The sequence below is a fragment of the uncultured Desulfovibrio sp. genome (assembly GCF_944324505.1).
GTDB lineage: Bacteria > Desulfobacterota > Desulfovibrionia > Desulfovibrionales > Desulfovibrionaceae > Desulfovibrio.
This window is the reverse complement of sequence record NZ_CALUWO010000004.1, coordinates 130,321-152,150: the sequence shown is the minus strand read 5'-3', so window position 1 is coordinate 152,150 and position 21,830 is coordinate 130,321. Positions and strand designations below refer to the sequence as shown.

The 21,830-nt window shown below is 65.0% G+C and carries 18 protein-coding genes and 3 tRNA genes; 16 read left to right on the top strand and 5 right to left on the bottom strand.

The annotated features are described in order from the left end of the window. Nucleotides 1–10 precede the first annotated feature (10 nt). Genes Q0J57_RS06425 through Q0J57_RS06410 form a run of 4 tightly spaced genes read left to right on the top strand, consistent with a single transcriptional unit; the run spans nt 11 to nt 2,576 of the window. Nucleotides 11–919, top strand: a complete 909-nt coding sequence (locus tag Q0J57_RS06425) for a 4Fe-4S binding protein (RefSeq protein WP_297218433.1) — start codon at nt 11–13, stop codon at nt 917–919. Then, a complete protein-coding gene (locus Q0J57_RS06420) occupies nt 912–1,787 on the top strand; it encodes an ATP-binding protein (RefSeq protein ID WP_297218431.1) in 876 nt (291 codons plus the stop codon). Before Q0J57_RS06425 ends, Q0J57_RS06420 begins: the two co-directional genes overlap by 8 nt. A 36-nt stretch (nt 1,788–1,823) precedes the next feature. Beyond that, nucleotides 1,824–2,207 carry a NifB/NifX family molybdenum-iron cluster-binding protein gene (locus Q0J57_RS06415; RefSeq protein ID WP_297218482.1) on the top strand — a complete coding sequence of 128 codons (384 nt, stop codon included), beginning with the start codon at nt 1,824–1,826 and terminating at the stop codon, nt 2,205–2,207. 9 nt (nt 2,208–2,216) lie between these two features. Continuing rightward, nucleotides 2,217–2,576 (top strand): hypothetical protein, encoded by a 360-nt coding sequence (locus tag Q0J57_RS06410; RefSeq protein WP_297218429.1) that lies wholly within the window; start codon nt 2,217–2,219, stop codon nt 2,574–2,576. 154 nt (nt 2,577–2,730) lie between these two features. Here Q0J57_RS06410 and Q0J57_RS06405 read toward each other — a convergent pair whose 3' ends face one another. Continuing rightward, nucleotides 2,731–3,249: a hypothetical protein gene (locus Q0J57_RS06405; RefSeq protein WP_297218427.1), complete on the bottom strand. Its 519-nt coding sequence runs from the start codon at nt 3,247–3,249 to the stop codon at nt 2,731–2,733. A gap of 185 nt (nt 3,250–3,434) precedes the next feature. Between Q0J57_RS06405 and Q0J57_RS06400 the strand changes: the two genes are divergently transcribed. The 3 genes from Q0J57_RS06400 (at nt 3,435) to Q0J57_RS06390 (ending at nt 4,384) form a co-directional block, all read left to right on the top strand. After that, nucleotides 3,435–3,521 (top strand) — tRNA-Leu (locus tag Q0J57_RS06400). Between the two features lie 156 nt (nt 3,522–3,677). Then, a complete protein-coding gene (locus Q0J57_RS06395; RefSeq protein WP_297218425.1) occupies nt 3,678–4,184 on the top strand; it encodes a nucleoside deaminase in 507 nt (168 codons plus the stop codon). A 113-nt stretch (nt 4,185–4,297) separates the two neighbouring features. Beyond that, nucleotides 4,298–4,384 (top strand) — tRNA-Leu (locus Q0J57_RS06390). Between the two features lie 487 nt (nt 4,385–4,871). Here the strand turns inward: Q0J57_RS06390 and Q0J57_RS06385 are convergent. Continuing rightward, nucleotides 4,872–5,390 carry a MucR family transcriptional regulator gene (locus Q0J57_RS06385; RefSeq protein ID WP_297218423.1) on the bottom strand — a complete coding sequence of 173 codons (519 nt, stop codon included), beginning with the start codon at nt 5,388–5,390 and terminating at the stop codon, nt 4,872–4,874. Nucleotides 5,391–5,593: 203 nt separating this feature from the next. After that, entirely contained in the window at nt 5,594–6,514 is a 921-nt protein-coding gene (locus Q0J57_RS06380) for a CapA family protein (RefSeq protein ID WP_297218421.1), read from the bottom strand. A gap of 376 nt (nt 6,515–6,890) precedes the next feature. Between Q0J57_RS06380 and Q0J57_RS06375 the strand changes: the two genes are divergently transcribed. The 8 genes from Q0J57_RS06375 (at nt 6,891) to Q0J57_RS06340 (ending at nt 18,100) form a co-directional block, all read left to right on the top strand. Then, nucleotides 6,891–9,620: a molybdopterin-dependent aldehyde oxidoreductase gene (locus Q0J57_RS06375; protein ID WP_297218419.1), complete on the top strand. Its 2,730-nt coding sequence runs from the start codon at nt 6,891–6,893 to the stop codon at nt 9,618–9,620. Nucleotides 9,621–10,015: 395 nt separating this feature from the next. Next, nucleotides 10,016–12,427: a pyridine nucleotide-disulfide oxidoreductase/dicluster-binding protein gene (locus tag Q0J57_RS06370; RefSeq protein WP_297218417.1), complete on the top strand. Its 2,412-nt coding sequence runs from the start codon at nt 10,016–10,018 to the stop codon at nt 12,425–12,427. A 3-nt stretch (nt 12,428–12,430) separates the two neighbouring features. Then, complete coding sequence (locus Q0J57_RS06365) at nt 12,431–12,646, top strand: DVU_1557 family redox protein (protein ID WP_297218415.1); 216 nt, start codon at nt 12,431–12,433, stop codon at nt 12,644–12,646. Next, nucleotides 12,643–13,356, top strand: coding sequence for a DVU_1556 family methyltransferase (gene trsM / locus Q0J57_RS06360; RefSeq protein WP_297218413.1), 714 nt, complete (start codon nt 12,643–12,645; stop codon nt 13,354–13,356). Before Q0J57_RS06365 ends, trsM begins: the two co-directional genes overlap by 4 nt. Then, nucleotides 13,353–13,844, top strand: coding sequence for a DVU_1555 family C-GCAxxG-C-C protein (locus tag Q0J57_RS06355; RefSeq protein WP_297218410.1), 492 nt, complete (start codon nt 13,353–13,355; stop codon nt 13,842–13,844). The genes trsM and Q0J57_RS06355 overlap by 4 nt, the downstream gene beginning before the upstream one ends. Next, nucleotides 13,841–15,259 carry a radical SAM (seleno)protein TrsS gene (trsS, locus tag Q0J57_RS06350; protein WP_297218408.1) on the top strand — a complete coding sequence of 473 codons (1,419 nt, stop codon included), beginning with the start codon at nt 13,841–13,843 and terminating at the stop codon, nt 15,257–15,259. The genes Q0J57_RS06355 and trsS overlap by 4 nt, the downstream gene beginning before the upstream one ends. Next, nucleotides 15,256–16,362: a DVU_1553 family AMP-dependent CoA ligase gene (locus tag Q0J57_RS06345; RefSeq protein ID WP_297218406.1), complete on the top strand. Its 1,107-nt coding sequence runs from the start codon at nt 15,256–15,258 to the stop codon at nt 16,360–16,362. Before trsS ends, Q0J57_RS06345 begins: the two co-directional genes overlap by 4 nt. A gap of 343 nt (nt 16,363–16,705) precedes the next feature. Next, nucleotides 16,706–18,100: an MFS transporter gene (locus Q0J57_RS06340; RefSeq protein ID WP_297218404.1), complete on the top strand. Its 1,395-nt coding sequence runs from the start codon at nt 16,706–16,708 to the stop codon at nt 18,098–18,100. Between the two features lie 464 nt (nt 18,101–18,564). Here Q0J57_RS06340 and Q0J57_RS06335 read toward each other — a convergent pair. Further along, nucleotides 18,565–18,640, bottom strand: a tRNA-Lys gene (locus tag Q0J57_RS06335). 124 nt (nt 18,641–18,764) lie between these two features. Between Q0J57_RS06335 and Q0J57_RS06330 the strand changes: the two genes are divergently transcribed. Then, the gene (locus Q0J57_RS06330) at nt 18,765–20,768 is read left to right on the top strand and encodes a cytochrome c biogenesis protein CcdA (protein WP_297218402.1); all 2,004 of its coding nucleotides are present in this window, start codon (nt 18,765–18,767) and stop codon (nt 20,766–20,768) included. Nucleotides 20,769–21,143: 375 nt separating this feature from the next. Here the strand turns inward: Q0J57_RS06330 and Q0J57_RS06325 are convergent, their stop codons facing one another. Further along, nucleotides 21,144–21,773 carry a hypothetical protein gene (locus tag Q0J57_RS06325; protein ID WP_297218400.1) on the bottom strand — a complete coding sequence of 210 codons (630 nt, stop codon included), beginning with the start codon at nt 21,771–21,773 and terminating at the stop codon, nt 21,144–21,146. Nucleotides 21,774–21,830: the final 57 nt, after the last annotated feature.

The following is a 21,830-nucleotide window of genomic DNA, read 5'->3' as shown; positions in this document are numbered from 1 at the left end:
CGGAGGGCATATGCGTATCGCCATTGCCAGCGGCAAGGGCGGGGCAGGCAAGACCAGCGTCACGGCATCGCTTGTCAGCGTGTGGGATGCGCCCCTGGTGGCCGTGGACACGGATGTGGAAGCCCCCAACCTGCACCTGTTTCTGCCACCGGTCATCACCGGGCAGCGTACAGGCTGGCTGGACGTTCCCCAGCTGGACCCTGAAAAGTGCGTGCACTGCGAAAAATGCCGTGACATCTGTTCGTACAAGGCCATTGCGTCCTTTGTGGGGCATATCCGCATTTTTCCCGATATGTGCCATGGCTGCGGCGGCTGCTTTGCCGTCTGTCCTGCCGGCGCGCTCATGCACGGCAGGCGCGAGCTGGGCAGTCTGGAAAACGGGACCGTGTGCGCGGGGCGGGTGCGCTTTCTCATGGGCCGGACGCGCATTGGCGAAGCCATGACGCCGCCCTTGCTGCGCCAGGAGCAGACGCTGCTGGAAGAAATGCTGCGCGAGCTTCCGGCCGATGCCCTGCTGGATGCGCCGCCTGGCGTGAGCTGCCCGGCGGTCACGGTGGCCCGGGATGCGGACATGATTCTGCTGGTGGCCGATCCCACGCCCTTCGGCTTCCATGATTTCCGTCTGGCCCATCAGGCCTTTGTGCCCCTGCACAAGCCCATGGCGGCGCTCATCAACCGGGCGGATGCTCCGGGCAATGCGGCGGGCGACGCCGCCGTGCGCGACTACTGCCGCCACAACGGCCTGCCGCTGCTGGCAGAGCTGCCCTTTGAGCAGGCCGCGGCCGAGCAGTATGCGGCCGGCCGGCTGCTGGCCGATCTGTCCCCCCTGTGGCGGGAGCGCTTCACGGCCCTGCGCGATGCCCTGCGCCGGACGGCGCGCGACTGCGGCATTCACCCAGCGGAGGTGCACCATGCGTGAGATCGTCATCATCAGCGGCAAGGGAGGAACGGGCAAGACCACCATAAGCGCGGCCTTTGCCCACCTGGCCCGCAGCAAGGTCATCTGTGATCTGGATGTGGATGCGCCGGACCTGCATATCCTGCTGGATCCGGTCATTCGCCGGACAACGGCCTTTGTGTCCGGTCATGAAGCCGCCATCCGGCAGGAAGACTGCGCCCGCTGCGGCCGCTGTGCCGGCCTGTGCCAGTTCGGGGCCATTTCCCGCAGCGGGGACGGCAGTTTTGTGGTGGACGCGCTGCGCTGTGAAGGCTGCGGGGTCTGCGTGGCCCTGTGCCCGCAAAAGGCCATAGATTACCCCGAGGTGCATTGCGGCGACTGGTACGTAAGCGATACCCGTTTCGGCCTCATGGTCCATGCCCAGCTTTTCCCCGGGCAGGAAAATTCCGGGCGCCTGGTGAGTCTGCTCAAGGCCCAGGCCCGGGAAGAGGCCAAGCGCCTGGGGCTGGACACCATCCTGTGCGACGGTTCGCCGGGGGTGGGCTGCCCGGTCATTTCCTCCCTGTCCGGGGCCACGCTGGCCGTAGGGGTGGTGGAACCCACGCCATCGGGGCGGCATGACTTTGCCCGGGTGGCGGAACTGTGCCGGCATTTCCGCGTGCCGGTGGCCGTCATCATCAACAAGGCGGACCTCAACCGGCAGGAAGCGGATGCCATTGCCGCACATTGTGCCGAAAACGGCCATACGCTGCTGGGCCGCCTGCCTTTTGACCCTGTGGTCACCCAGGCCATGGTGCGGCGGCAGGCCCTGACCGAATTTGACAATCCTGTGGGAAACAGCCTGAAGGACATGTGGTCGGCCCTTCAGGATTTGCACACGGACCGCTAGGTCACGCGCATCAACGACCAGACGCTGGAGTTGTATATCATGAGTTTTCTTCTTGCTGTTCCTTCCTGCCTGCCTGGCGGCCTTGACGCCCAGATGGGCATGCATTTTGGCCATTGCGACATCTACACCCTGGTGGAAGTGGAAAACAATGCCATCAAATCCGTAACCACGCTGGAAAACGTGCCGCATCAGCAGGGTGGCTGCATGGCGCCCGTGCAGCATCTGGCCTCCCACGGGGTGAACAAGCTGCTGGCCGGCGGCATGGGCATGCGTCCGCTTATGGGCTTTCAGCAGGTGGGCGTGGAAGTCTACTTTGCCGGCCAGTATCCCACGGTGGGCGCGGCCGTGCAGGCTTTTCTGGAAGGCAAGCTGCCGCCCTTCTCCATGGATTTCACCTGCGGCGGTGGCGGGCACCACTAGGAGAGCGGCATGGACATGCTGTGCATCACTTCCCGGCCGGACCTGTGGGAGGCGTTTCAGCCGGTGCTGACACGCCGGGGCGTCTCGCTGCGCACTGTGCCTTCGCTGGATGAGGCACTGCCGCAGCTGCGTGCCGCGGCCCCGGCCCTGGTGGTCCTGGACCTGGGGCTGGAGGCTCCTGCCCTGCGGGCCGCGGTCATCGAGGTGCTCAAGATCAATGCCATGATTCATACCGCAGCGGTGAGCACCATGGCAGAGGATGTCTTTCACGATGCCATGGAGGGCCTGGGCATGCTCATGAGCCTGCCGGAAAAGCCGTCGGAACAGGATGTGGAACGCCTGCTGGATGCCCTGCAGGCCCTGTCCTAGCTTCCTGCTGCATCAAGGAAACGATAACACCGGTCCCTTCCACAGAAGGGGCCGGTGCTTTTGTCAGGGCCGTTGCCGGTGGCGCCCATTCCCCCCAGACGACAGGCCGGGGCAGGAGCCGCGCCCGGAATGCAGGGCAGGGTGGCTGCCAGGCTCAGAGCGCGATGCCCAGGGGCAGGTAGTGGCGGGCAAGGGTGGCATCATCCAGGGACATTTTGAGCCGTGCCACATCCTCCTGCGGCAGACCGCTCAGCCAGTCCGCCGCCTGTCTGCCCAGGTCCACCAGGTCCCGCAGGCGGGCATTGATGACCGCCGGACAGCAGGCATAGGCATACAGGCCACATGTGGTCAGCACCAGCGGGAACAGGCCGCAGGCAATGGGACGGCGCGCCCGTTCCAGCTGACAGCCCTGCGGACCACAGGACTTGCAGCCCCGCGCATCCAGATAGGGCGTCTGCGGGTCCAGCAGGTAGAAGTCCTTGTCCAGACCGGGGCGCAGCTGGGAGGGCAGCAGCGGCATGGGAAAGGGCACGGGGGAATCCTGGGGGCCGCAGCAGAAGCGGCAGTCCGCGCAGTAGTCATTGGCAATGTGGTCCTCTTCCCAGCAGAGGCGACGGGCCGTGGGAAAGGATGTTTTCCAGAGGTGCAGATAATAGGAAAAGTCTTTTTTCATGTGCATATCCTTTGCATCGGGGGATGCGGGCCATGACGCCATGCTAGACCTGTAGGGCGGCAAGGTCAAAAGAGAAATATTTTGTCAATATTTCTCATGTGTTACCACAAAATTTCAGCATACATGCCCAAAAGGGCAAAAAAATGCTTGCCAGAGCAGTCCCTTTGCCGTATGTTTCTTTTCGCGCCGAAGTGGTGGAATTGGTAGACACGCTAGGTTCAGGGTCTAGTTCTCGCAAGGGAGTGGGAGTTCGAGTCTCCCCTTCGGCACCATGAGCACGCAAGGGCCGCAGCCGCAAGGTTGCGGCTCTTTTTGTCTGGTTGCCGTCTGGCTGCTGCGGCGGAACGCTCTGCGAAGAGCGCTTTCCCGCCGCCGGGCGTGTCCCGGCCAGAGGCTGACCGGAACAAGAGAACAGGGAGGATGATCCCATGGATGAACAGGAAGCGCGGCACCGCCAGCATATGCTGGCAGCCATCAAGGTAGCCCGTGCGGGAATGCGCGCCGGCAGGGGCGGCCCCTTCGGGGCGCTGATTACGGATCCTGATGGTCGGGTGGTTGCCGTGGCCCATAACGAGGTCCTGGCCAGTCACGATTGCAGCATGCATGCCGAGGTGGCTGCCCTGCGGCGGGTGGGACGTCTGGATATGCGCGGCTATACCCTGTATGCCACGGGCTTTCCCTGTGTCATGTGTCTTGGCGCCATCCTCTGGTCACGGCTTTCCACGCTTTTTTACTGCAATGACTACGCCATGGCCCGGGAGATCGGCTTTGACGATGCGGCCTTTCTGCGGGATTTCGGCCAGGTCTTTCATTGTACGCCCTCTGCCTGCGGGGATGTTCACCTGCCGTCGCTGGATATCCGCCGCTTGTATCTGCCGGAGGGCAGGGCGCTGTATGACGAATGGCTGCGCCTGGACAACCGGCAGCTGTACTGAACGGCGGCGCATCTGCCCGGCAGGCAAAGCCGGTCCGGGATTTTGGGAAAAATTTTTCCTGTCCGTAAAAAATGCTTGCCAGGGCAGTCCCTTTGTCGTATGGTTCTTTTCGCGCCGAAGTGGTGGAATTGGTAGACACGCTAGGTTCAGGGTCTAGTTCTCGCAAGGGAGTGGGAGTTCGAGTCTCCCCTTCGGCACCATGAGTACGCAAGGGCCGCAGCCGTAAGGTTGCGGTCTTTTTTTATGCGCGATGTTTCCCGGCGCCGCCAATCGCCGGCAGCGGGGCTTGTGCCCTGGCGGGACGGGGCCGCTTGCCGGTCGCTGTGCTCTTTCCGTCCGGGCAGTGTCACTGCTGCGGCATGGCTCTGTGCATGGGCGGCTCCCGGCCGGTGTCGTTCTGGCCGGCACAGGCTGTCTTTGGGCCGCATCACGGGGGAAACTCCTGTTCTGCCCCGTGCAGGGAACCGCAGGTGGCGCAAAAAAAGAAGGGTGACCCCCCCGGATCACCCTTCACAGAAACCTGGGCATGCAGCGCCGTGGCAAGGCACCAGACGCCGTACACCACCTGCGGCAAAGCTGCCTTTTCCGCATGGTGAGACATCCACCGTGCGGTATGACAACGCGCCATACCCGCGTGTTTCCGGTGGCAGGCCCTGCCGAAAAGACCGCGCGGCACAGACGGGACGCCTAGGCATCCTGGCCTGACGAAGCCGCTTCTCCCTGTTCCTTGCGCTTGTCCATTCTGACCTGCTGGGCGCGCTGCACATTGTGCAGCATCTTCTGCTCGAAATTTCTGGACATGAGCTTCTGGTTTTCGGCATAGCCGCAGAGCTTCTTGTATTCCTCCACGCTGATGCCGTGCTGCGCCAGATGCCGGGAAGTGAGGGAGGAGCCTTCCTTGCCGCACAGGCAGCATTTGACGCTGTCGTCCGTAATGGCCTCTTCGGGATTGATGATCAGATCCCGCCGGGTCAGCTTTTTCTTTTTGGGAGCTTCCGCCTGGGCTTCGGCAGCCATGAGGCTGTCTGCGGCCGACAGCGCCGAAGCCGGCGACAGAGCCTCTGCTTCGGGCAGCTGGGAGCGGCGACGCTCGATTTCCATATTGAGTATCTTGGCCTTTTCGTACTGGGCCATCACAAATTCGATGGGCTGGTCACTGAATTTGTTAAAAATGGCCATAAAAATATCTTTGTCATCAAGAGCCATGGACAATTTCTCCTTGCGTTTTGAAAGACCGTATAAGAATGCTTTACGCTTGGCAAGGATTGCCTGTGGATATTCGGAGAAAACTGCACAATTTTTTTGCGTGCTGTCCCCGTAAACATCCTTTTCGGCACAATAGAGCAGCATGGTTTTCGATACATTTTCCTGATAGTGGGAAGCAGGTATGTCGGCCTGTGCCATGCCGGCTATTGATACAGAAAGAAGGTCCAGTTGTCGGTGTAGCCGTAGAGCCAGCGGGCGCTCCGGCTGCCGGTATCCAGATTCAGGCGCAGAGACAGGATGCGCACATCGCGGTGACTGCGCCAGCGCCGGTTGCCGCCAAACAGAAAGTTGCCGAGGCTCCAGGCCACAAGGGTTCTGCGCGGGGTATCATGCAGCACCTCCAGCAGACCATAGCGGTGGCTGTGCGCAAAAAGCAGCACATCCGCCCCTGCCCAGGCCAGCATGTCGGCCCATTGCCGTTGCCGGGCGTCTGGTGCGTATTGCGATTCCGTGCCGTCATGAATGAACAGGATGAGCAGGGCCTGGGGCTGCTCCCGGCGCAGGGCAATGGTGGTGCGCAGCAGTTGCGAATAATCCGGCACACGCAGGTACGGCCCGCTGCCGCCGCGGGCGATGGGCGAACCGCAGAGCAGATAGACGGGCCGCTGCTCCGGCGCGCTGAGGCGCAGGGGCGCATAGCTGGCCGTGGTATACAGGCCGTTGTGGCGTATGTCCGCCCCGTCCAGCAGGGCCAGCAGATTGGCGGCCCCTTCGGCCAGACCGTCAAAGACGTGATTGTTGGCGGTGACGGCAATGCCGTTGGGCAGGGCCATCTTTGCCAGCAGGGCCGCATCGGCCCGGAAGAGAAAGGGCTTGTCCTTGCCCCGGGTGGAGGGGCCGGAGGTTTCGCAATTCCAGAGAAAGGCGTCTGCCGCCGTGATGCGCGCCAGCGCTTCGGGCGAAAACAGGGCATCCGGGCGCTGTTCCAGCATGCGCATGCCCGGTGTGGTATCGCCGGCGGCAAGGATTTCCAGCTCGGCCGCCGGGCACGATGTTCCCGGCAGCAGCATACCGACACAGCAGAGCAGAGAGAGCAGAATGGACAGCAGGGCGGCAGAAGGCATGGCACATCTCCTGTGGCAGGGCATTGTTCTGTTGGTGGCAGAAATGGGGCGTCTTGTCCACGGCAGGCTGAGGGCCCAGCGGACCGGACCGGATGCCAGGGGCAGGAGCAAGCGGCCCGGGTCATGCGAAAAAGGGCTTTCGCTTCCCGTCCAAATAGGCTAGCATGGTATCCATATAGCACGGTATGCCGCGTATGCCGGGCTGCCTTTTTTCTTGCCGGAAAAGTGCAGCCCTTCCCGTCGCGGGGAAGCTGGCAGAACGGATACCGGGCGGAAGCGGGGAGGCGCCAGACGCCACGACTGCCCCTGCTGCCGCATCCACAATGGCCGGGTCTTCCGGCCGGTCATCAACTCAAGCCGTTTCTAGGAGTCGCGTATGGAAACGAAAACGCTTGTGGTCAATGGCATTCCCCGCAGGGTCATGGTCAGTCCTGACGCCACCCTTGTGGACGTTCTGCGTAACCAGCTGCAGCTGACCAGCGTCAAGGTGGGCTGCGGGCAGGGCCAGTGCGGCGCCTGTACCGTCATTCTTGACGGCAAGGTGGTGCGCTCCTGCATCATCAAGATGCGCCGCGTGCCCGAAAATGCCGCGGTGACGACCCTTGAAGGCATCGGCACGCCGGAGCATCTGCATCCCCTGCAGGAATCCTGGATTTTCCACGGTGCCGCGCAGTGCGGTTTCTGCTCGCCGGGCTTCATCGTGTCGGCCAAGGGCCTGCTGGACAGCAACCCCAATCCCAGCCGCGAGGACGTGCGCGACTGGTTCCAGAAACATCACAATGTCTGCCGCTGCACCGGCTACATCCCGCTGGTGGATGCTGTCATGGACGCCGCCGCCGTGCTGCGCGGCGAAAAGGATATCGAGGAACTGCGCTACAAGCTGCCGGCTGACGGACGCGCCTTTGGTTCGCGCCTGCCGCGTCCCAGCGCCGTGGCCAAGGTGACGGGCCTTGCCGAATACGGCGCGGACGCCGCCGTGCACATGCCGCCGGAAACCCTGCACCTGGCGCTGGCCCAGGCCAAGGTGTCCCATGCCAACATCAAGGGTATCGACACCTCCGAAGCCGAAAAGATGCCCGGCGTGGTGCGCGTGCTGACCCACAAGGACGTGAAGGGCAAGAACCGCATCACCGGTCTCATCACCTTTGCCGACAACAAGGGCGACGGCTGGGATCGTCCCATCCTCAATGACACCAAGGTGTTCCAGTACGGCGACGCCTTGGCCATCGTCTGCGCCGACACCGAAGAGCATGCCCGCGCCGCCGCCGAAAAGGTGAAGTTCGATCTGGAGCTGCTGCCCGAATACATGAGCGCGCCCGAAGCCATGGCCCCGGACGCCATCGAGATTCATCCCGGCACGCCCAACGTCTATTACGAACCCCACATCGAAAAGGGTGAGGACACCAAGCCCTATTTTGACGACCCCAACAACGTGGTGGTGGAAGACAGCTTCTATACCCAGCGTCAGCCGCACCTCAACATCGAACCGGACGTGGGCTATGGCTACCTCAATGAAGAGGGCAAGCTCGTCATCCACTCCAAGTCCATCGGTCTGCATCTGCATGCGCTCATGATCGCCCCCGGCCTGGGCGTCAAGTTCCCCGAAGAGCTGGTGCTTGTGCAGAACACCACGGGCGGCACCTTCGGCTACAAGTTCAGCCCCACCATGGAAGCCCTCATCGGCGTGGCTGTGCTGGCCACGGGCCGTCCCTGCCATCTGCGCTACAACTACCAGCAACAGCAGCAGTACACCGGCAAGCGCTCGCCCTTCTGGACCACCGTGCGCATGGCCGCCGACAAGAAGACCGGCAAGATCAAGGCCATGGAAACCGACTGGACCTGCGACCACGGCCCGTACTCCGAATTCGGCGACCTGCTGACCCTGCGCGGGGCGCAGTTCATCGGCGCGGGCTACGGCATTCCCAACATCCGCGGCGACGGCCGCACCGTGGCCACCAACCATGCCTGGGGCGCGGCCTTCCGCGGCTACGGCGGCCCGGAATCGGAATTCCCCTCCGAAGTGCTCATGGACGAACTGGCCGAAAAGCTGGGCATGGATCCCTTCGATCTGCGCGAGCTCAACTGCTACAAGGAGGGCGACACCACGCCCACCGGCCAGAAGCCCGAAGTCATCAACCTGCCCAGCATGTTCAAGGCCCTGCGGCCCAAGTATGAAGCCGCCAAGGCCCGTGTGAAGGCCGAATCCACCGCCGAGGTCAAGCGCGGCGTGGGTCTGGCCCTTGCCGTCTACGGCGCCGGTCTGGACGGCCCGGACTCCTCCGAAGCCTGGGTGGAACTCAATCCCGACGGCACGGTGACCGTGGGCAGCACCTGGGAAGACCACGGCCAGGGCGCGGATTCCGGCGCGCAGTGCACGGCCCATGAGGCCCTGCGGCCCCTCGGCCTGCCCGTGGAAAAGATCCGCCTGGTCATGAACGACACCAGCAAGACGCCCAATTCCGGCCCGGCTGGCGGTTCGCGCTCGCAGGTGATGACGGGCAATGCCATCCGCGTGGCCTGCGAAATGCTGGTGGAAGGCATGCGCAAGCCCAATGGCGGCGGCTTCTACACCTATGACGAAATGAAGGCCGAAGGCCGCGCCGTGCATTATGACGGCAAGTGGACGGCCCCTGCCCGCGACTGCGGCAAGAACTGCCAGGGCGAACCCTTCTGCTGCTACATGTACGGCCTGTTCATGGCCGAAGTGGCCGTGGAAGTGGCCACCGGCAAGACCACGGTGGAAAAGATGACCATGGTGGCCGACATCGGCAAGGTGGTCAACCGCCTCATCACCGACGGCCAGCTCTACGGTGGCATTGCCCAGGGCATCGGCCTTGCCCTCACCGAAGATTACGAGGACATCAAGAAGCACAGCACCATGGCCGGTGCCGGCATTCCCACCATCAAGGACATCCCGGACAATATCGAGCTGATCTATGTGGAAACTCCGCGTCCCGACGGCCCCTTCGGCGCGTCCGGCACCGGGGAAATTCCGCTGTGCGGCCCGCATCCGGCCATCATCAACGCCATCTACAACGCCTGCGGCGCGCGGGTGACCCACCTGCCCGCCTATCCTGAAAAGGTGCTGGCGGCCATGCCCAAGTAAGGGCGCTCACTGCCTGTAACGGGGGGAGGTTTGCCTCCCCCCACGAGGGCCTGGTAACTCTATCCGCTCCGCAGCTTGTTTTGGGGGGAAGGGGAACCCCTCGCCTAGCGAGGGAGGGGGTTCCCCTTCCCCCCAAAGCCCCCCATCCCTTCCCCAGCGCGCTTTTATCAGGGAGCAGGACACATCATCTGAAGGTATATCCTGACGGGTGTGTATACAGCTCGTTGCCAAATGCTATCGACTTGGAAAGGTTATTTCGTGTCAATTTCTTCTTGTAGTATAGCGGGTTTCTTCCCCCTCACAACTGACCAGTGCTGGCGTCAGCAGCAGAGCGAGGGGGTCCCCGTCCCCCCAAAAAGCAGCCAGCATGCCGCCCACGCCACGAGGGAACGCATATGACCGTTTTTGATCAGGACTATCTGCGCCGGGCCGAGTCCCGCTGCACCCAGGAAAGCCCGCCGCACTGTCGCCGGGACTGCCCGCTGGACCTTGATGTCCGCGCCTTTCTGGAGCAGGCCGCGCAGGGCAAATGGAGCGCTGCCCGCAAGATTCTGGAGCGGCATCTGCCCCTGCCGGAGCTGTTCTGCCGCCTGTGCGACCATCCCTGCGAGGAGGGCTGCGCCCGGCGCGATCTGGGCGGCTCGCTGGATGTGCGCGGTCTGGAGGTCTTCTGTCTGTCCGCTCTGGGGCCGCAACTGCGTTCCCTGCCCATGCCGCGCAAAGGCAAGAGCATTGCCGTGCTCGGCGCGGGACTGGCCGGACTGGTGGCGGCCTGGGATCTGTCGGCCAAGGGCTACGCCGTGACCGTGCTGCATGCGGGCACGCCCGAGGCGGTGCTGTGTGCCCATTTTTCGCAGCAGGCGGACGTGGCCGGCCTCTGGCCGGCGCAGCAGCACCTGCTGGAGCGGCGGGGGGTTCGCTTTGTTCCGCTGGAAACAGAGGATGACCCGCTGCCGGACAGGCTTGCCGCCCGCTATGATGCCGTGCTGCTGGATGCCCATGCCCTGCCGGAACTGGCGCCGGCGGAACAGGACGTGGAGGCGGCTACCCTGCACTGGCAGGGAAAGGTGTGCTGTGCCGGCTGGCCCGTGCGCTCGCCCACGGGGCATGCCTATGTCTCTGCTTCCCGCCAGGCCGGGCAGGGCCGTCAGGCCGCCCGCAGTCTGGAGCGGCTGGCCACGGGCGTTTCGCTTACGGCCGCCCGCGACGGTGACCTGCGCGAGCTGCACACCCGTCTGGACGGCATCGCCCCCGTGGAGCGGGTGGAGCCGGCCGGGCAGATCTATGACGAGGCAGAGGCCCGCCGGGAGGCGGAACGCTGCCTGCAATGCCAGTGCCTCATCTGCGTGAAGGAATGCGTGCTGCTGCAAAAATACAAGGGCTATCCGCGCGTCTATGCCCGGCAGATGTTCAATAATGCGGCCATTGTCATGGGGCTGCATCTGGCCAATCCGCTCATCAACGGCTGTACGCTCTGCGGCCAGTGCGAGGAATTGTGCCCGGAAAATTTCTCCATGGCCGAACTCTGCCTGCAATCCAGGCGGGATATGGTGGAGCGGGGCTACATGCCGCCATCGGCTCACGAATTTGCGCTGGAAGACATGGAGGCGGCCTGTGCGCCCGATTGTGCCCTGTGCATTCCGCCGTCCATGCCCGCCGGCGGCGCGGCCGCAGCACCGGATGCCGCCAGCCCCGGCTGGCTGTTCTTTCCGGGCTGTCAGCTCACGGCAGCCCGGGGCGAGCAGGTGGCAGCTCTGTTCCGCTGGCTGCGCGAGGCCCTTGCCGGTACGGGCGAGCTGGCGCCCGGTCTGGAGCGTGGTCCTGTGGGGCTGCTGGCGCGCTGTTGCGGCATTCCGGCACGCTGGGCCGGGCGCGAGGCGCGCTTCCAGGCGCTGGCGGAGGAGCTGCGCCGCCTCTGGGAGCAGAGCGGCCGGCCCCGTCTGCTGGTGGCCTGCGCGTCCTGTCTTGCGGTCGTGCAGGAGGTACTGCCCCAGAGTCGCCCCCTTTCGCTCTGGGAACTGCTGGATGCCCTGCCGTGGCCCCGGGGGCCGCAGGCGGAAGCGCCCCGGCGGCTGTCTGTGCAGGACCCCTGCACCGCGCGGCATCATGCCGGCTGGCAGCGTGCCGTGCGTTCCCTGGCCGTCAAGGCCGGCTGCCAGGTGGAGGAACCCCGCCTGCACGGGGCCGATACGGCCTGCTGCGGCTACGGCGGTCTGGTCTGGTGCGCCCAGCCGGAAACGGCCCGGGCCATGACGGAGGACAGGGCCGCCGGCCTTGCGCATACGGCGCTCACTTCCTGCATCATGTGCCGGGATCGTCTGGCGGCCTCCGGCAAGGAAAGCCTGCACCTGCTGGACCTTTTGCCGCAGCTGGCGGGCACGGCGCATCCGCCGGCCACGGAACGGGGGCCGGGGCTGTCTGCCCGCCGGAGCGGGCGCTTCCGCCTGCGCCAGCGGCTGCTGGAAATCTTTCCCCTGGCCGGAGAGGCCGCGTCGCTGCCGCAGGACCTGCTGCCGCTGGAGGTAGCGCCGGCATTGCTGGATGAGCTGGAGGCGCACCATATCCTGCTGACGGACGTGCAGGAGGCCGTGACCAGGGTGGAACGGCACAGAGCCTATTTTGTCAATGAAACCAACGGGCACCGCCTGGGGTCCTGGCGGCCGCGCCGCGTGACCTTCTGGGTGGAGTATACGGCAGCGGATGGCCGCTACGTGCTGCACGGGGCGTGGTGCCACCGCATGCACGTTCCCGGCAGCGGCTGTGTGGACGAGCCGGACGGGGCGCCGGCAGCCTGTTGCGGGAGGTAGACCATGAGCATGGGACCCAGTTACGAGCCGGATGGCGGACCGTGGCGCTGCGGGCGCTGTGGCTGCCCGGTGGAGCAGGGCAAGGTACAGGCATTTTATCTGGACAGCGCCTTTGATGTCTTTTTGCCGCGCTGCCCGCAGTGCGGTCTGACCATGGTGCCCCGCACCCTGGCCGAGGGCAAGATGCTGGAAGTGGAAAGCCTGCTGGAAGACAAGTGAGCCTGCCCTATACGGACCCTCTTTTTCAGGCAGTGAGCGGTGGACACTGGCACCCCGGCGGCTGGCCGGCCACGCAGCGCCTGTGGCAATGCTGTCTGCGCTGTTTGCCGGGTGATGCACCGTCGTCCGCCGGTGGGCTGCGTGTGCTGGATGCCGGCTGCGGTGTGGGGCTGACGGTCCGCCGTCTGGCCGGTGAGGGCTGCCATGTGCTGGGACTGGACAGCGTGCCGCATGCGGCCTGGCGGGAGGCGTCGCCGGGGGCGCTGTTCGGGGTGGCCCGTCTGGAACGGCTTCCGTTGCCGGCGGGCAGTCTGGATGTGATTCTCTGCCAGTGCGTGGCCTCGCTTCTGCCCCGGCCGCAGGATTTTCTGCGGCAGGCGGTGCGGGCGCTGCGCCCCGGCGGTGTACTTGGTCTGAGCGATTTGTACTGGCGGCAGGAAAGCATGCCCCGGCCCCGTGGGCAGACGGGCTGCGCGGCCGGTGCGCGCACCCGGTCCGGCTGGGAACAGCTGTTGCGGGATGCCGGACTGACAGTACGTTATATGATGGATGAAAGCGCCGCCCTGGCTGCCCTGGCGGCACAGCTGCTCTGGTATGGCGACCGTGCGGGACTGGCCCGTCTGGGACTGTGCGCCACGGTGCCGGGCGCAGGCTGTGCCCGTCCGGGATACGGGGCCTGGGTGGCCATGCGCAATGAGGAGGCATCATGAATCCGCTTTTGCTGGAGCTTCTGCCGTGGGTGCGGCAGGGCTATTGTTGTAGTCAGCTCCTGCTGTTGCTGCTTTTGCAGGCGCAGGGTGTGGAAAATCCCGCCCTGGTGCGCGCCATGCAGGGCCTGTGTGTGGGCATCGGCTATGCGGGGGGACCATGCGGACTGCTGACAGGGGGAGCCGCCGCCCTGGCGCTGGTAGCCGGCAAGGGAGAGGATGCGGAACAGGCGCATCCGCAGCTGAATGCGCTGCTCAACGACTATGCCCAGTGGTTTGCGGAACGGACGCGCGCCTATGGCGGTACGGGCTGTGACGAGGTGGCGCCGGGGCTGGCGGCGGAACAGGGCCGGGCCAGCGTGCCCGGTCAGCCTGCCGATCCGGCCGGCTGCGGCGATCTGCTGGCGGACTGCTGGGAAAAGATTCTGGACCTCATGCAGACCTATGAGTTGGACTACATGGCTCATGTATCGCCGGGGGAAAAGGCGTGAACCTGCTCCATCGCACCCGGAGCCTGTGCCCCGTCTGTCTGCGACGGGTGGATGCCCGCTACGAACGGGAAGGGGACACGGTATACTTCAGCAAGCAGTGCCCGGAGCATGGCCCGTTCCGCGTGGCAGTACGCCGGCCGGCGGGCGGCATGGCCCTGCCCGTGCCCTTTGCCGACTGGCAGCGGAGCAAGACACCTTCCTATCCCCGGCATCCCCTGACGGCCACGGTGCAGGGCTGCCCGTATGATTGCGGCCTGTGCCCTTCCCATGCGCAGCATACCTGTACCGCACTGCTGGAAGTGACCATGCGCTGCAATATGGCCTGCCCGGTTTGTTTTGCTTCGGCCGGGCAGGGGCCGCTGCCGGAAGACCCGCCGCAGGAGCGGATTGTTCAGCTGCTGGACCGTCTGGAGCACGTTTCGCCGGGCTGCAATGTGCAGCTTTCCGGCGGCGAACCGACCCTGCGGCAGGACCTGCCCGATATCATCCGTGCCGTGCGCCGGCACCGCTTTGGCCTGGTGCAGGTCAACAGCAACGGGCTGCGCCTGGGCAGGGAGGCGGCGTATGCCCGGAGCTTGCGCGAGGCCGGGCTGGACTCGGTGTATCTGCAATGGGATGCCCCGGATGATGCGGCATGCGCGCCCCTGCGCGGCAGGCTGCCCCACGGCGAAAGCCTCATGGCCTGCAAGGAAGCGGCGGTGCGGCATTGCGCTGCCGCCGGGTTGGGCGTGGTGCTGGTGGCCACGCTGATGCCGGAAGCCAATCTGTCCCGGCTGGGCGATCTGCTGCGGCAGGCCCTGCGGCTGGGGCCTGTGGTGCGCGGTCTGCACCTGCAACCGCTTTCCCGCTTCGGGCGCTATCCCGGCGATCTGCTCAGCGCGCCGCGTTTGTCCCTGTTCGATGTCATGCAGGCCCTGTGCGAGCAGGTGCCGGACATGCTGCGGGCAGAGCATTTTCATCCGCCGGGCTGCGAGCATGTGCTGTGCTCGTTCAGTGCGGTCTATGCCCGGGAACAGGCGGCCGACGGCAGCCCCCGGCTGCGCTGGCTGCCGCAGGCGGCCACGTGCTGTTCCCCGTCGTCCGCGCCGCAGGAGGCTGCCGAAGGCGCCCGGCGTGCCCGGCAGTTCGTGGCGGCCCACTGGAAGGGCGAGGTGCCGGAGCAGGCGCCCCCTTCGGCAGTCAGTCCCGGGATGGCGGATGACTTTGACCGCTTTCTGGCCCGGGCGGGTGTGGAGCGCCGTTTCACCCTGTCCTGCATGGCCTTTCAGGATGCCCTGGACCTGGACCTGGAGCGGGTGCGGGGCTGCTGCATTCACGTCATGCGGCCGGACGGCAGGATGATTCCTTTCTGCCTGCACAACTGCACCAGCAGCGACGGCCAGCCCCTGTATCCGCACAGGATGGCGCAGGCATGAACGGTTCTCCCTTTGCCTGCCGGCTGGATGCCTGGCTGGCCGGGCAGTGCGGCGCCAGCAGCCCGCAGGACCTGCCGGAACGTCTGCGGCAGCAGCAGCTGCTTCTGCTCAATGCCCAGCTGGCCTATGCGGCGCAGCACAGTCGTTTTTATGCACCGCGTCTGGCGGGGGTACGTCTGGACTCGCTGGAGGCGCTGGAGACGCTGCCCTGTACCACTGCCGATGATCTGCGGCACTGGGAGGACATGCTCTGCGTTTCTCGCTCTGACGTGGAGCGCATGGTTACGGTGAGCACCTCGGGCAGTATGGGCGTTCCCAAGCGGCTGGCATTCAGCCTGGGGGACCTGGCCCGCACGCGGGAGTTTTTTGCCGTGGGCATGCGGCTGCTGGTGGGGCCGGGGCAGCGCCTGTGGGTGCTGCTGCCCGGCGCGCACCGGCCACAGGGCATCACGGACCTGCTGCGGCAGGGACTGGCCGGACAGCAGAGCGCGGTGGCGGCAGCGCCGGCACTGGCGGAAGCCTGCCTGTCCGGTAGCGGAGAACACCTGCGCCGCTGCTGGGAAGCGTTGCCCGTCTGCCAGGCCGGTGCGGGGCTGGTGCTGCTTCCGGCGCAGCTGGAAGGCTTGCTGCGCGCCTTTCCCCGGCGGCCTCCGGGCCTGTGTGGCGTGCTGTGTGCGGCGGACTGGTGCGATCCGGCCCTGCGGCAGCGTGCCGAGCAGGCCTGGGGCATTCCCGTGCTGGAGCATTACGGCTCCACGGAAAGCGCCTTTGCCGGCGCAGTGGAGTGCCCGGCCCATACCGGGCTGCACTGGCAGGCGCTGGACCTGCTGCCTGAAGTTCTGGACCCCTGTACAGACAGACCGCTGGCGCCGGGACAAGCGGGCGAGCTGGTGCTGACCACCCTGCGGCGCGAGGCCCTGCCCCTTGTCCGCTACCGGACGGGGGACGTGGCTGTTCTGGATGCGGCGCCCTGTGCCTGCGGCAGTCCGCTGCCGCGCCTGCGGCGTGTTCTGGGGCGCCTGCAACGGGAGGGCAGCACATGGCGTGTGGTGCATCCGCACAAGGGCGGGGTCGGCGGGCATTCCCCGGCAGAGCGTGGCTAGGGCATGCAGCGGTACGAGTTCCGGCAGGCTTCCTGCCCGGCCGGCGGCTTCAGCGGCACGCCGGCGGCAAACAGGCGGTCAGGGACGGAACCGTTGGCGCGGTTTCCCGTCTGTCCGTCGCCGGACAGGAGCAGACCGCAGCAGAACAGGTGACGGCAGGGCGGCCATGGCCGCACGGTCTGCTGTTCCGCCGTCCCGGCTGCCGGAAACGACGCAAGCGCGCTTCGGAATATTCCTCTCGCGGATGGCATGCGGCTGCTTCACCATGTCCGGCACGGGGTGGGCTGTCGTTCTTTCCTGCGTATGTGGTTGACGGCCCTTCCGCGCCATTCTACAAGAGTGCATGCGCATTGCCAAAGAAGATCGCTGGTTGTTGCTGGCCGTATGCGCGGCACAGTTCTTTATCCCCTTCATGGTGGCGGGGGTCAGTGCCGTGCTGCCTCCGCTGGGGGAAAGTCTGGGAGCCAGCGCGCGGGAACTCAGCCTGCTGGGCGCCGTCTATACCCTGGGACTCGTGGTGTTTCAGCTGGCCGGTGGCACCCTGGGCGACATTTACGGGCGCCGTCGGGTCTTTCTTTTCGGATTGAGCCTGTTCAGCGTGCTGGCCCTTGTGCTGGGCTTCATGCAGAACATTGATCTGTTCATCACCCTGCGTCTGTTTCAGGGCATGGGGGCCGCGCTGCTGAGTTCCGCCAGTCTGGCCCTGCTGGTATCCGCCGCCCCCAAGGAGCTGCGGGCCAGCTATCTGGGGGTGCATGGCGTGGCCATTTACGCGGGCATTGCCTGCGGTCCTCCGGTGGGCGGCCTGATAGCGGGCTGGCTGGGTTGGCGCTGGCTGTTCTGGGGAACGGGCATGGCTGCGCTGGCGGCCATGTGCATCATGATCTTTCGCGTCCCCACGGAATGGCGCATGACGGAAAAGGCCACCTTTGACGTGCCGGGCTGTCTGCTCTATGGCGGGGCCATGACAGCCCTGACCTTTGCGGCATCCTGCATGGCGGATGATCATCTGGTGGGCGGCCTGCTGTTTCTGCTGTGCCTTGTGCTGCTGGTCTGCTTCATCCGCCGGGAGCTGCGCAGCCCCTTCCCCATGGTGGATGTGCGCATGCTGCGCCGGAACAGGGTGCTCAGCCTTTCGCTGGTGGCGGCATTCGTCAATTACTGCTCCTTTTTTGGCATGATTTTCTTTTTCAGCCTGTATTTGCAGGTGGGGCGCGGATTCAGCGTGCAGGAAGCGGGCCTGATTCTGGCGCTTCAGGCTGCGGTGCAGTCGCTGGCAAGTCCTGTGGCGGCCAGTCTGTGCAATCGCTATGACCAGGGGATCATCAGCACCGCGGGAACGGTGCTCTGTGGTCTGGGCCTGCTGAGTGCCGCCTTTCTTGACATGGATTCCTCGCTCTGGATCATTGCGGGCGCCCAGTGTCTCATTGGCGCCGGGTCCAGCATCTTTGCCCTGCCCAATACCACCATCATCATGGAGGCAGCCGGCCCCGCGCGGGTGGGGCAGGCTTCCGGCCTGGTGGGCACGGTGCGCACGGCAGGCATGTTGAGCAATCTTATCATCATCACGCTGACGCTGAGCCTTTTTCTGGGGCACGAACCGGTGGGCAAAGGGAATATGGATGCCTTTCTGCGCTGCATGCAGATGAACATGGTGGTTTTCGGTATCCTGAACCTTCTGGCCGTGGCCTGTACGCTGGCCCGCAACCGCAGCAGCAGCACCCAGGCCGACGCCTGAGCCGGCACCTGTGGCGGGCCGGAGCCGGGTATACAACAGCGGCTTCACCGGCCGGAAAGGGATCGCATGTCCTGCCGGGGGCCTCGCCTGACGCCAGGCGCGGGAGCATGCCGGGGCGACGCACATGCCGTTTTCGGCGAACTGGCCGGGCGCTGGATGCGTTTTTGCGTGCAGAGCCTCGGAAGCGTAGCAGGCGGCGGGGCGTTGTTTCAGCAGGAAAGGGCTGTTCTGCGGGAATGCCGGCACGGCTTCGGGCAGCGTGGCCGGGGATGGCATGGGGCGGACGGCGCCATGCCCGAGGAGATCGTCTCCCGGTCTGGTGGGATGACGGAGGGAGCGTGCGGTGCTCCGTCGTTGCCGTGGCGACACAGAAAGCGACTGTTGCGGGACAGAAGGAGCACGCCAGGACGCATGCCAATAAAAAAAGGACTTGCAGAACTCGTCTGCAAGTCCGTCTTTTTTTCTGGTGGGCCATCAGGGACTCGAACCCCGAACCAACTGATTAAGAGTCAGCTGCTCTACCAATTGAGCTAATGACCCGCATTGCGTGAAAAGATATCTACTCATGTCGGACGAAATTGTCAACGCTTTTTTTTGCGGAAAGTGGAAAATTTTTATGCTAGGCTTGCGCCATACACGAACCTCTTTCCGTGGAAAACGTCGTATGCCCTTTGTGCTTTCGTCGCGCCTCTGGGGCGCGTTCCTCATGATATGCTGCCTGCTGCTCTCCCTGCCTGCTGCGGCGCAGGATGTGGCGCTTCAGGTGGATGTGGCCAGTGACGGCGGGCGCCGCGTGGTGGCGGTGCGTCTGGGCATTCCCGCCGGCTATCATGCCTATGCCCACAGGGCCGGTGATGCCGGCCGTCCCACAACCCTCACCTTTGCCCTTGCCGGACAGTCTCCTTTGCCTGTCTGGTATCCCGAGGGCACCATGCAGCGGGATATTTATGATCCCACGGCTACCATTTTTGCCTATGAAGGGGAGGTCTACCTGTTTACGGTCCTGCCGGAAACAGCGTCCGCCGGAGCAAGCGTGGCGCTGGCCCCGCCGTCTGTTCCGGCAGAAGGGCAGGCCGCAGCCCTGCCCGAAGGCGCTGTGGCCCTGCTGCCGCCGGCAGGGGAGGGCGCGGCTGCTGGCAGTGCACAGCGCTACGAGCTGGACATCAGCCTGCTGCTGTGTTCCGACAGGCATTGCGTGCCCATTGATCGCCGGGAAGAGGGCACGCTGCCGCCCTGGCCCTGGCCCGACGTGGCCAGCCGCCCCTGGGCGGGCGCCTGGCAGGCCCTGAAGGGACAGCCCCCCGTGGATGCCGCCACGGACAGCGGGGAGAGCATGTTCAGTACGGCCGGGGGCGCGTCAGACATGTCCCAGTCGGTGGCGGCTTTTCTGGGACGCACCCAGAAAGAAGAGGCCCTGCCGGCGCCGGATGACTTCGGCCTGGAGCTGAAACCGCGCTATCTGGCGGAAACCTTTGAAATTTCCGGCCTCTGGACAGCGGTGCTGGTGGGACTGCTGGCCGGTCTCATTCTCAATGCCATGCCCTGCGTCCTGCCGGTGCTGAGCCTCAAGATCAGCGGCCTGCTGCTTGTGGGCGGGGGAACGCAGGAGGGGCTGCGGCACTTCCGGCAGCACAATATCTGCTTTTCGGCGGGGGTGCTGACCCTGTTCACCCTGCTGGGCCTCATGCTGGGGGCCGCCGACATGATGTGGGGGCAGCTCTATCAGAACGAAAGCGTGCTGCTGGTCATGCTGCTGCTGGTCTTTCTCATGGGCTTGTCCATGCTGGGCGTGTTCAGCCTGCCCATGCTTACCCTGCGTGGCGACAGCCGCAGCCGCCATCCGGCGCTGGAATCCTACCTGACAGGGCTTATTGCCACCTTTCTGGCCACGCCGTGCAGTGGTCCGCTGCTGGGGGGGGTGCTGGCCTGGGCCTTTACCCAGTCGCTACTGGTGCTGGTGGTGGTGTTCTGGTCCGTGGGCATCGGCATGTCTCTACCCTACATTCTTTTTGCCATCTGGCCGCGTTTTGCCTATATCCTGCCCCGCCCCGGCGGCTGGATGGTCGTCTGTCAGAAGATCATGGGCTTTCTGCTGCTGGCCACATCCATCTATCTGCTGTCCATTCTGCCGGCGGCCAAGCACATGCAGGTGCTCATGGTGCTGCTGCTGGTGTCGCTGGGGGCGTGGCTGTGGGGGCAGTACTGCGGATTTCATGCGCCGCGCCGCCGCCGCCGTCTGTTCATCGGCGGTCTGAGTCTGCTGCTTCTGGTGGCAGGCGTGGTCTGGGTGCTGCGGCCTCCGGCGCCCACGCCGCACTGGCGGGACTTTTCCTCCGCAACCTTCAGCGAAGAGCTGGGCAGCAAGCCGCTGCTGCTGGAATTTACGGCAGACTACTGCCCCAACTGCAAGTTTCTGGAGGCTACGGTGCTGACCACCGAGCGCCTGCGCACCCTGCGTTCCCGCTATGGCGTGGAGCTGGTGCGTGTTGACCTGACGGCGCCCAATGCCTATGCCATGCGTCTGCTGGATGCGCTGGGCAGTCGCAGCATTCCGCTGACGGCGCTTTTCCCGGCAGGGGACATGGCACAGCAGCCCGTGGTGCTGCGGGATGTCTATTCCGGCGCACAGCTGGAGGAGGCTGCGGCACAGGCCTTTGTCGCGCCATAGCCGCGCCGCTGGCGCCTGAATTGGAACGGCCTCTTTCCCCGGTTGGGGAAGGAGGCCGTTTTTCTGTCTGTAGGGCCGGGGGGCGTGGCAGCAGGCAAGATTTTTTGTGGAAAGGGAAAGTCCCGGTTCCTTTGCCGGCGGACTTTTGCCATGGCCTGCGGGAGCATCTGGCAGGCATGGTCACGGGGCAGGCGTTGCCCATAGTCCTGGGGGCGATACTGTGGAAATGGGTGTTGCCACGCCCTGGACGGGCGGCAGCCTTCCCGCGTGCCGCGTGTGGCATGGCAGCGGGCCTGCGGGAGATGCTAACCGTCCCGCTGCGCCGCGGGCAGCGTCGTTTTCCGGCAGGGGCGGACGGGGAAGCAGGTACGCGGGTCAGTGATCCGCGATTTCCAGGCTGCCTTCCCGGTCTTCGGTTACCGTGAAATGTTGCAGCCCCTCGCTGCGGCTGCCCAGCATCTGCTGCAAGACGGGCATGCCCACGTGCAGCAGGTGCGGAAAGTCATCCGTGCCGCCCACCACGGTCATTTCCGTGCGCCATACCTGTTCCCGTTCCGTTTTGTTTTCCTGTCTGGCCGCCTGAATGAGCAGATGGGCATTGTACAGGATGCGGGTACTGATGTGCGGTTCCTCCACCAGAACCCTGCGGGCGCGTCCGTGGCGGTAGAATGTGCGGTAGTGAAAGCTCGTCCAGGTATAGATGATGGTCTGCGGATCGCCCATGCCGTAGGCAATGCGGGCCACATAGGCGGCATCCTCCCGGCGGGGCGCCAGGGGCATGTTTTGGGCGGCAAAGGCCGTGGCCACCTCGTCGCGGACAGCGCGGAAGAGCAGGTCGCTTTCGTCGATGCGTTCGTCAAGGGGCAGCAGATAGTAGCTGCCCCGGGGCGAGCTGCCGTCATTGAGGGCATGAATGCTTACCTGATAGGACGTGCCGCAGGCGGCCAGCAGCGGCAGCAGCGCCAGCACCAGCAGACGGACAAGGGAGAAAGGCTGCGGTTTCATCTTCCTGCCATAGCGGGAAAGGCGCCGGCTGACAAGCGGGACAGGCCGTCAGCGGGG

Excerpts from the sequence above, each read along its gene's own strand:
- Q0J57_RS06425 (WP_297218433.1), top strand. The coding sequence starts at position 11 with ATGCGTATCGCCATTGCCAGCGGCAAGGGCGGGGCAGGCAAGACCAGC.
- Q0J57_RS06420 (WP_297218431.1), top strand. The coding sequence starts at position 912 with ATGCGTGAGATCGTCATCATCAGCGGCAAGGGAGGAACGGGCAAGACC.
- Q0J57_RS06410 (WP_297218429.1), top strand. The coding sequence starts at position 2,217 with ATGGACATGCTGTGCATCACTTCCCGGCCGGACCTGTGGGAGGCGTTT.
- Q0J57_RS06405 (WP_297218427.1), bottom strand. The coding sequence starts at position 3,249 with ATGAAAAAAGACTTTTCCTATTATCTGCACCTCTGGAAAACATCCTTT.
- Q0J57_RS06395 (WP_297218425.1), top strand. The coding sequence starts at position 3,678 with ATGGATGAACAGGAAGCGCGGCACCGCCAGCATATGCTGGCAGCCATC.
- Q0J57_RS06385 (WP_297218423.1), bottom strand. The coding sequence starts at position 5,390 with ATGGCTCTTGATGACAAAGATATTTTTATGGCCATTTTTAACAAATTC.
- Q0J57_RS06380 (WP_297218421.1), bottom strand. The coding sequence starts at position 6,514 with ATGCCTTCTGCCGCCCTGCTGTCCATTCTGCTCTCTCTGCTCTGCTGT.
- Q0J57_RS06375 (WP_297218419.1), top strand. The coding sequence starts at position 6,891 with ATGGAAACGAAAACGCTTGTGGTCAATGGCATTCCCCGCAGGGTCATG.
- Q0J57_RS06370 (WP_297218417.1), top strand. The coding sequence starts at position 10,016 with ATGACCGTTTTTGATCAGGACTATCTGCGCCGGGCCGAGTCCCGCTGC.
- Q0J57_RS06365 (WP_297218415.1), top strand. The coding sequence starts at position 12,431 with ATGAGCATGGGACCCAGTTACGAGCCGGATGGCGGACCGTGGCGCTGC.
- Q0J57_RS06355 (WP_297218410.1), top strand. The coding sequence starts at position 13,353 with ATGAATCCGCTTTTGCTGGAGCTTCTGCCGTGGGTGCGGCAGGGCTAT.
- Q0J57_RS06345 (WP_297218406.1), top strand. The coding sequence starts at position 15,256 with ATGAACGGTTCTCCCTTTGCCTGCCGGCTGGATGCCTGGCTGGCCGGG.
- Q0J57_RS06340 (WP_297218404.1), top strand. The coding sequence starts at position 16,706 with ATGCGCATTGCCAAAGAAGATCGCTGGTTGTTGCTGGCCGTATGCGCG.
- Q0J57_RS06330 (WP_297218402.1), top strand. The coding sequence starts at position 18,765 with ATGCCCTTTGTGCTTTCGTCGCGCCTCTGGGGCGCGTTCCTCATGATA.
- Q0J57_RS06325 (WP_297218400.1), bottom strand. The coding sequence starts at position 21,773 with ATGAAACCGCAGCCTTTCTCCCTTGTCCGTCTGCTGGTGCTGGCGCTG.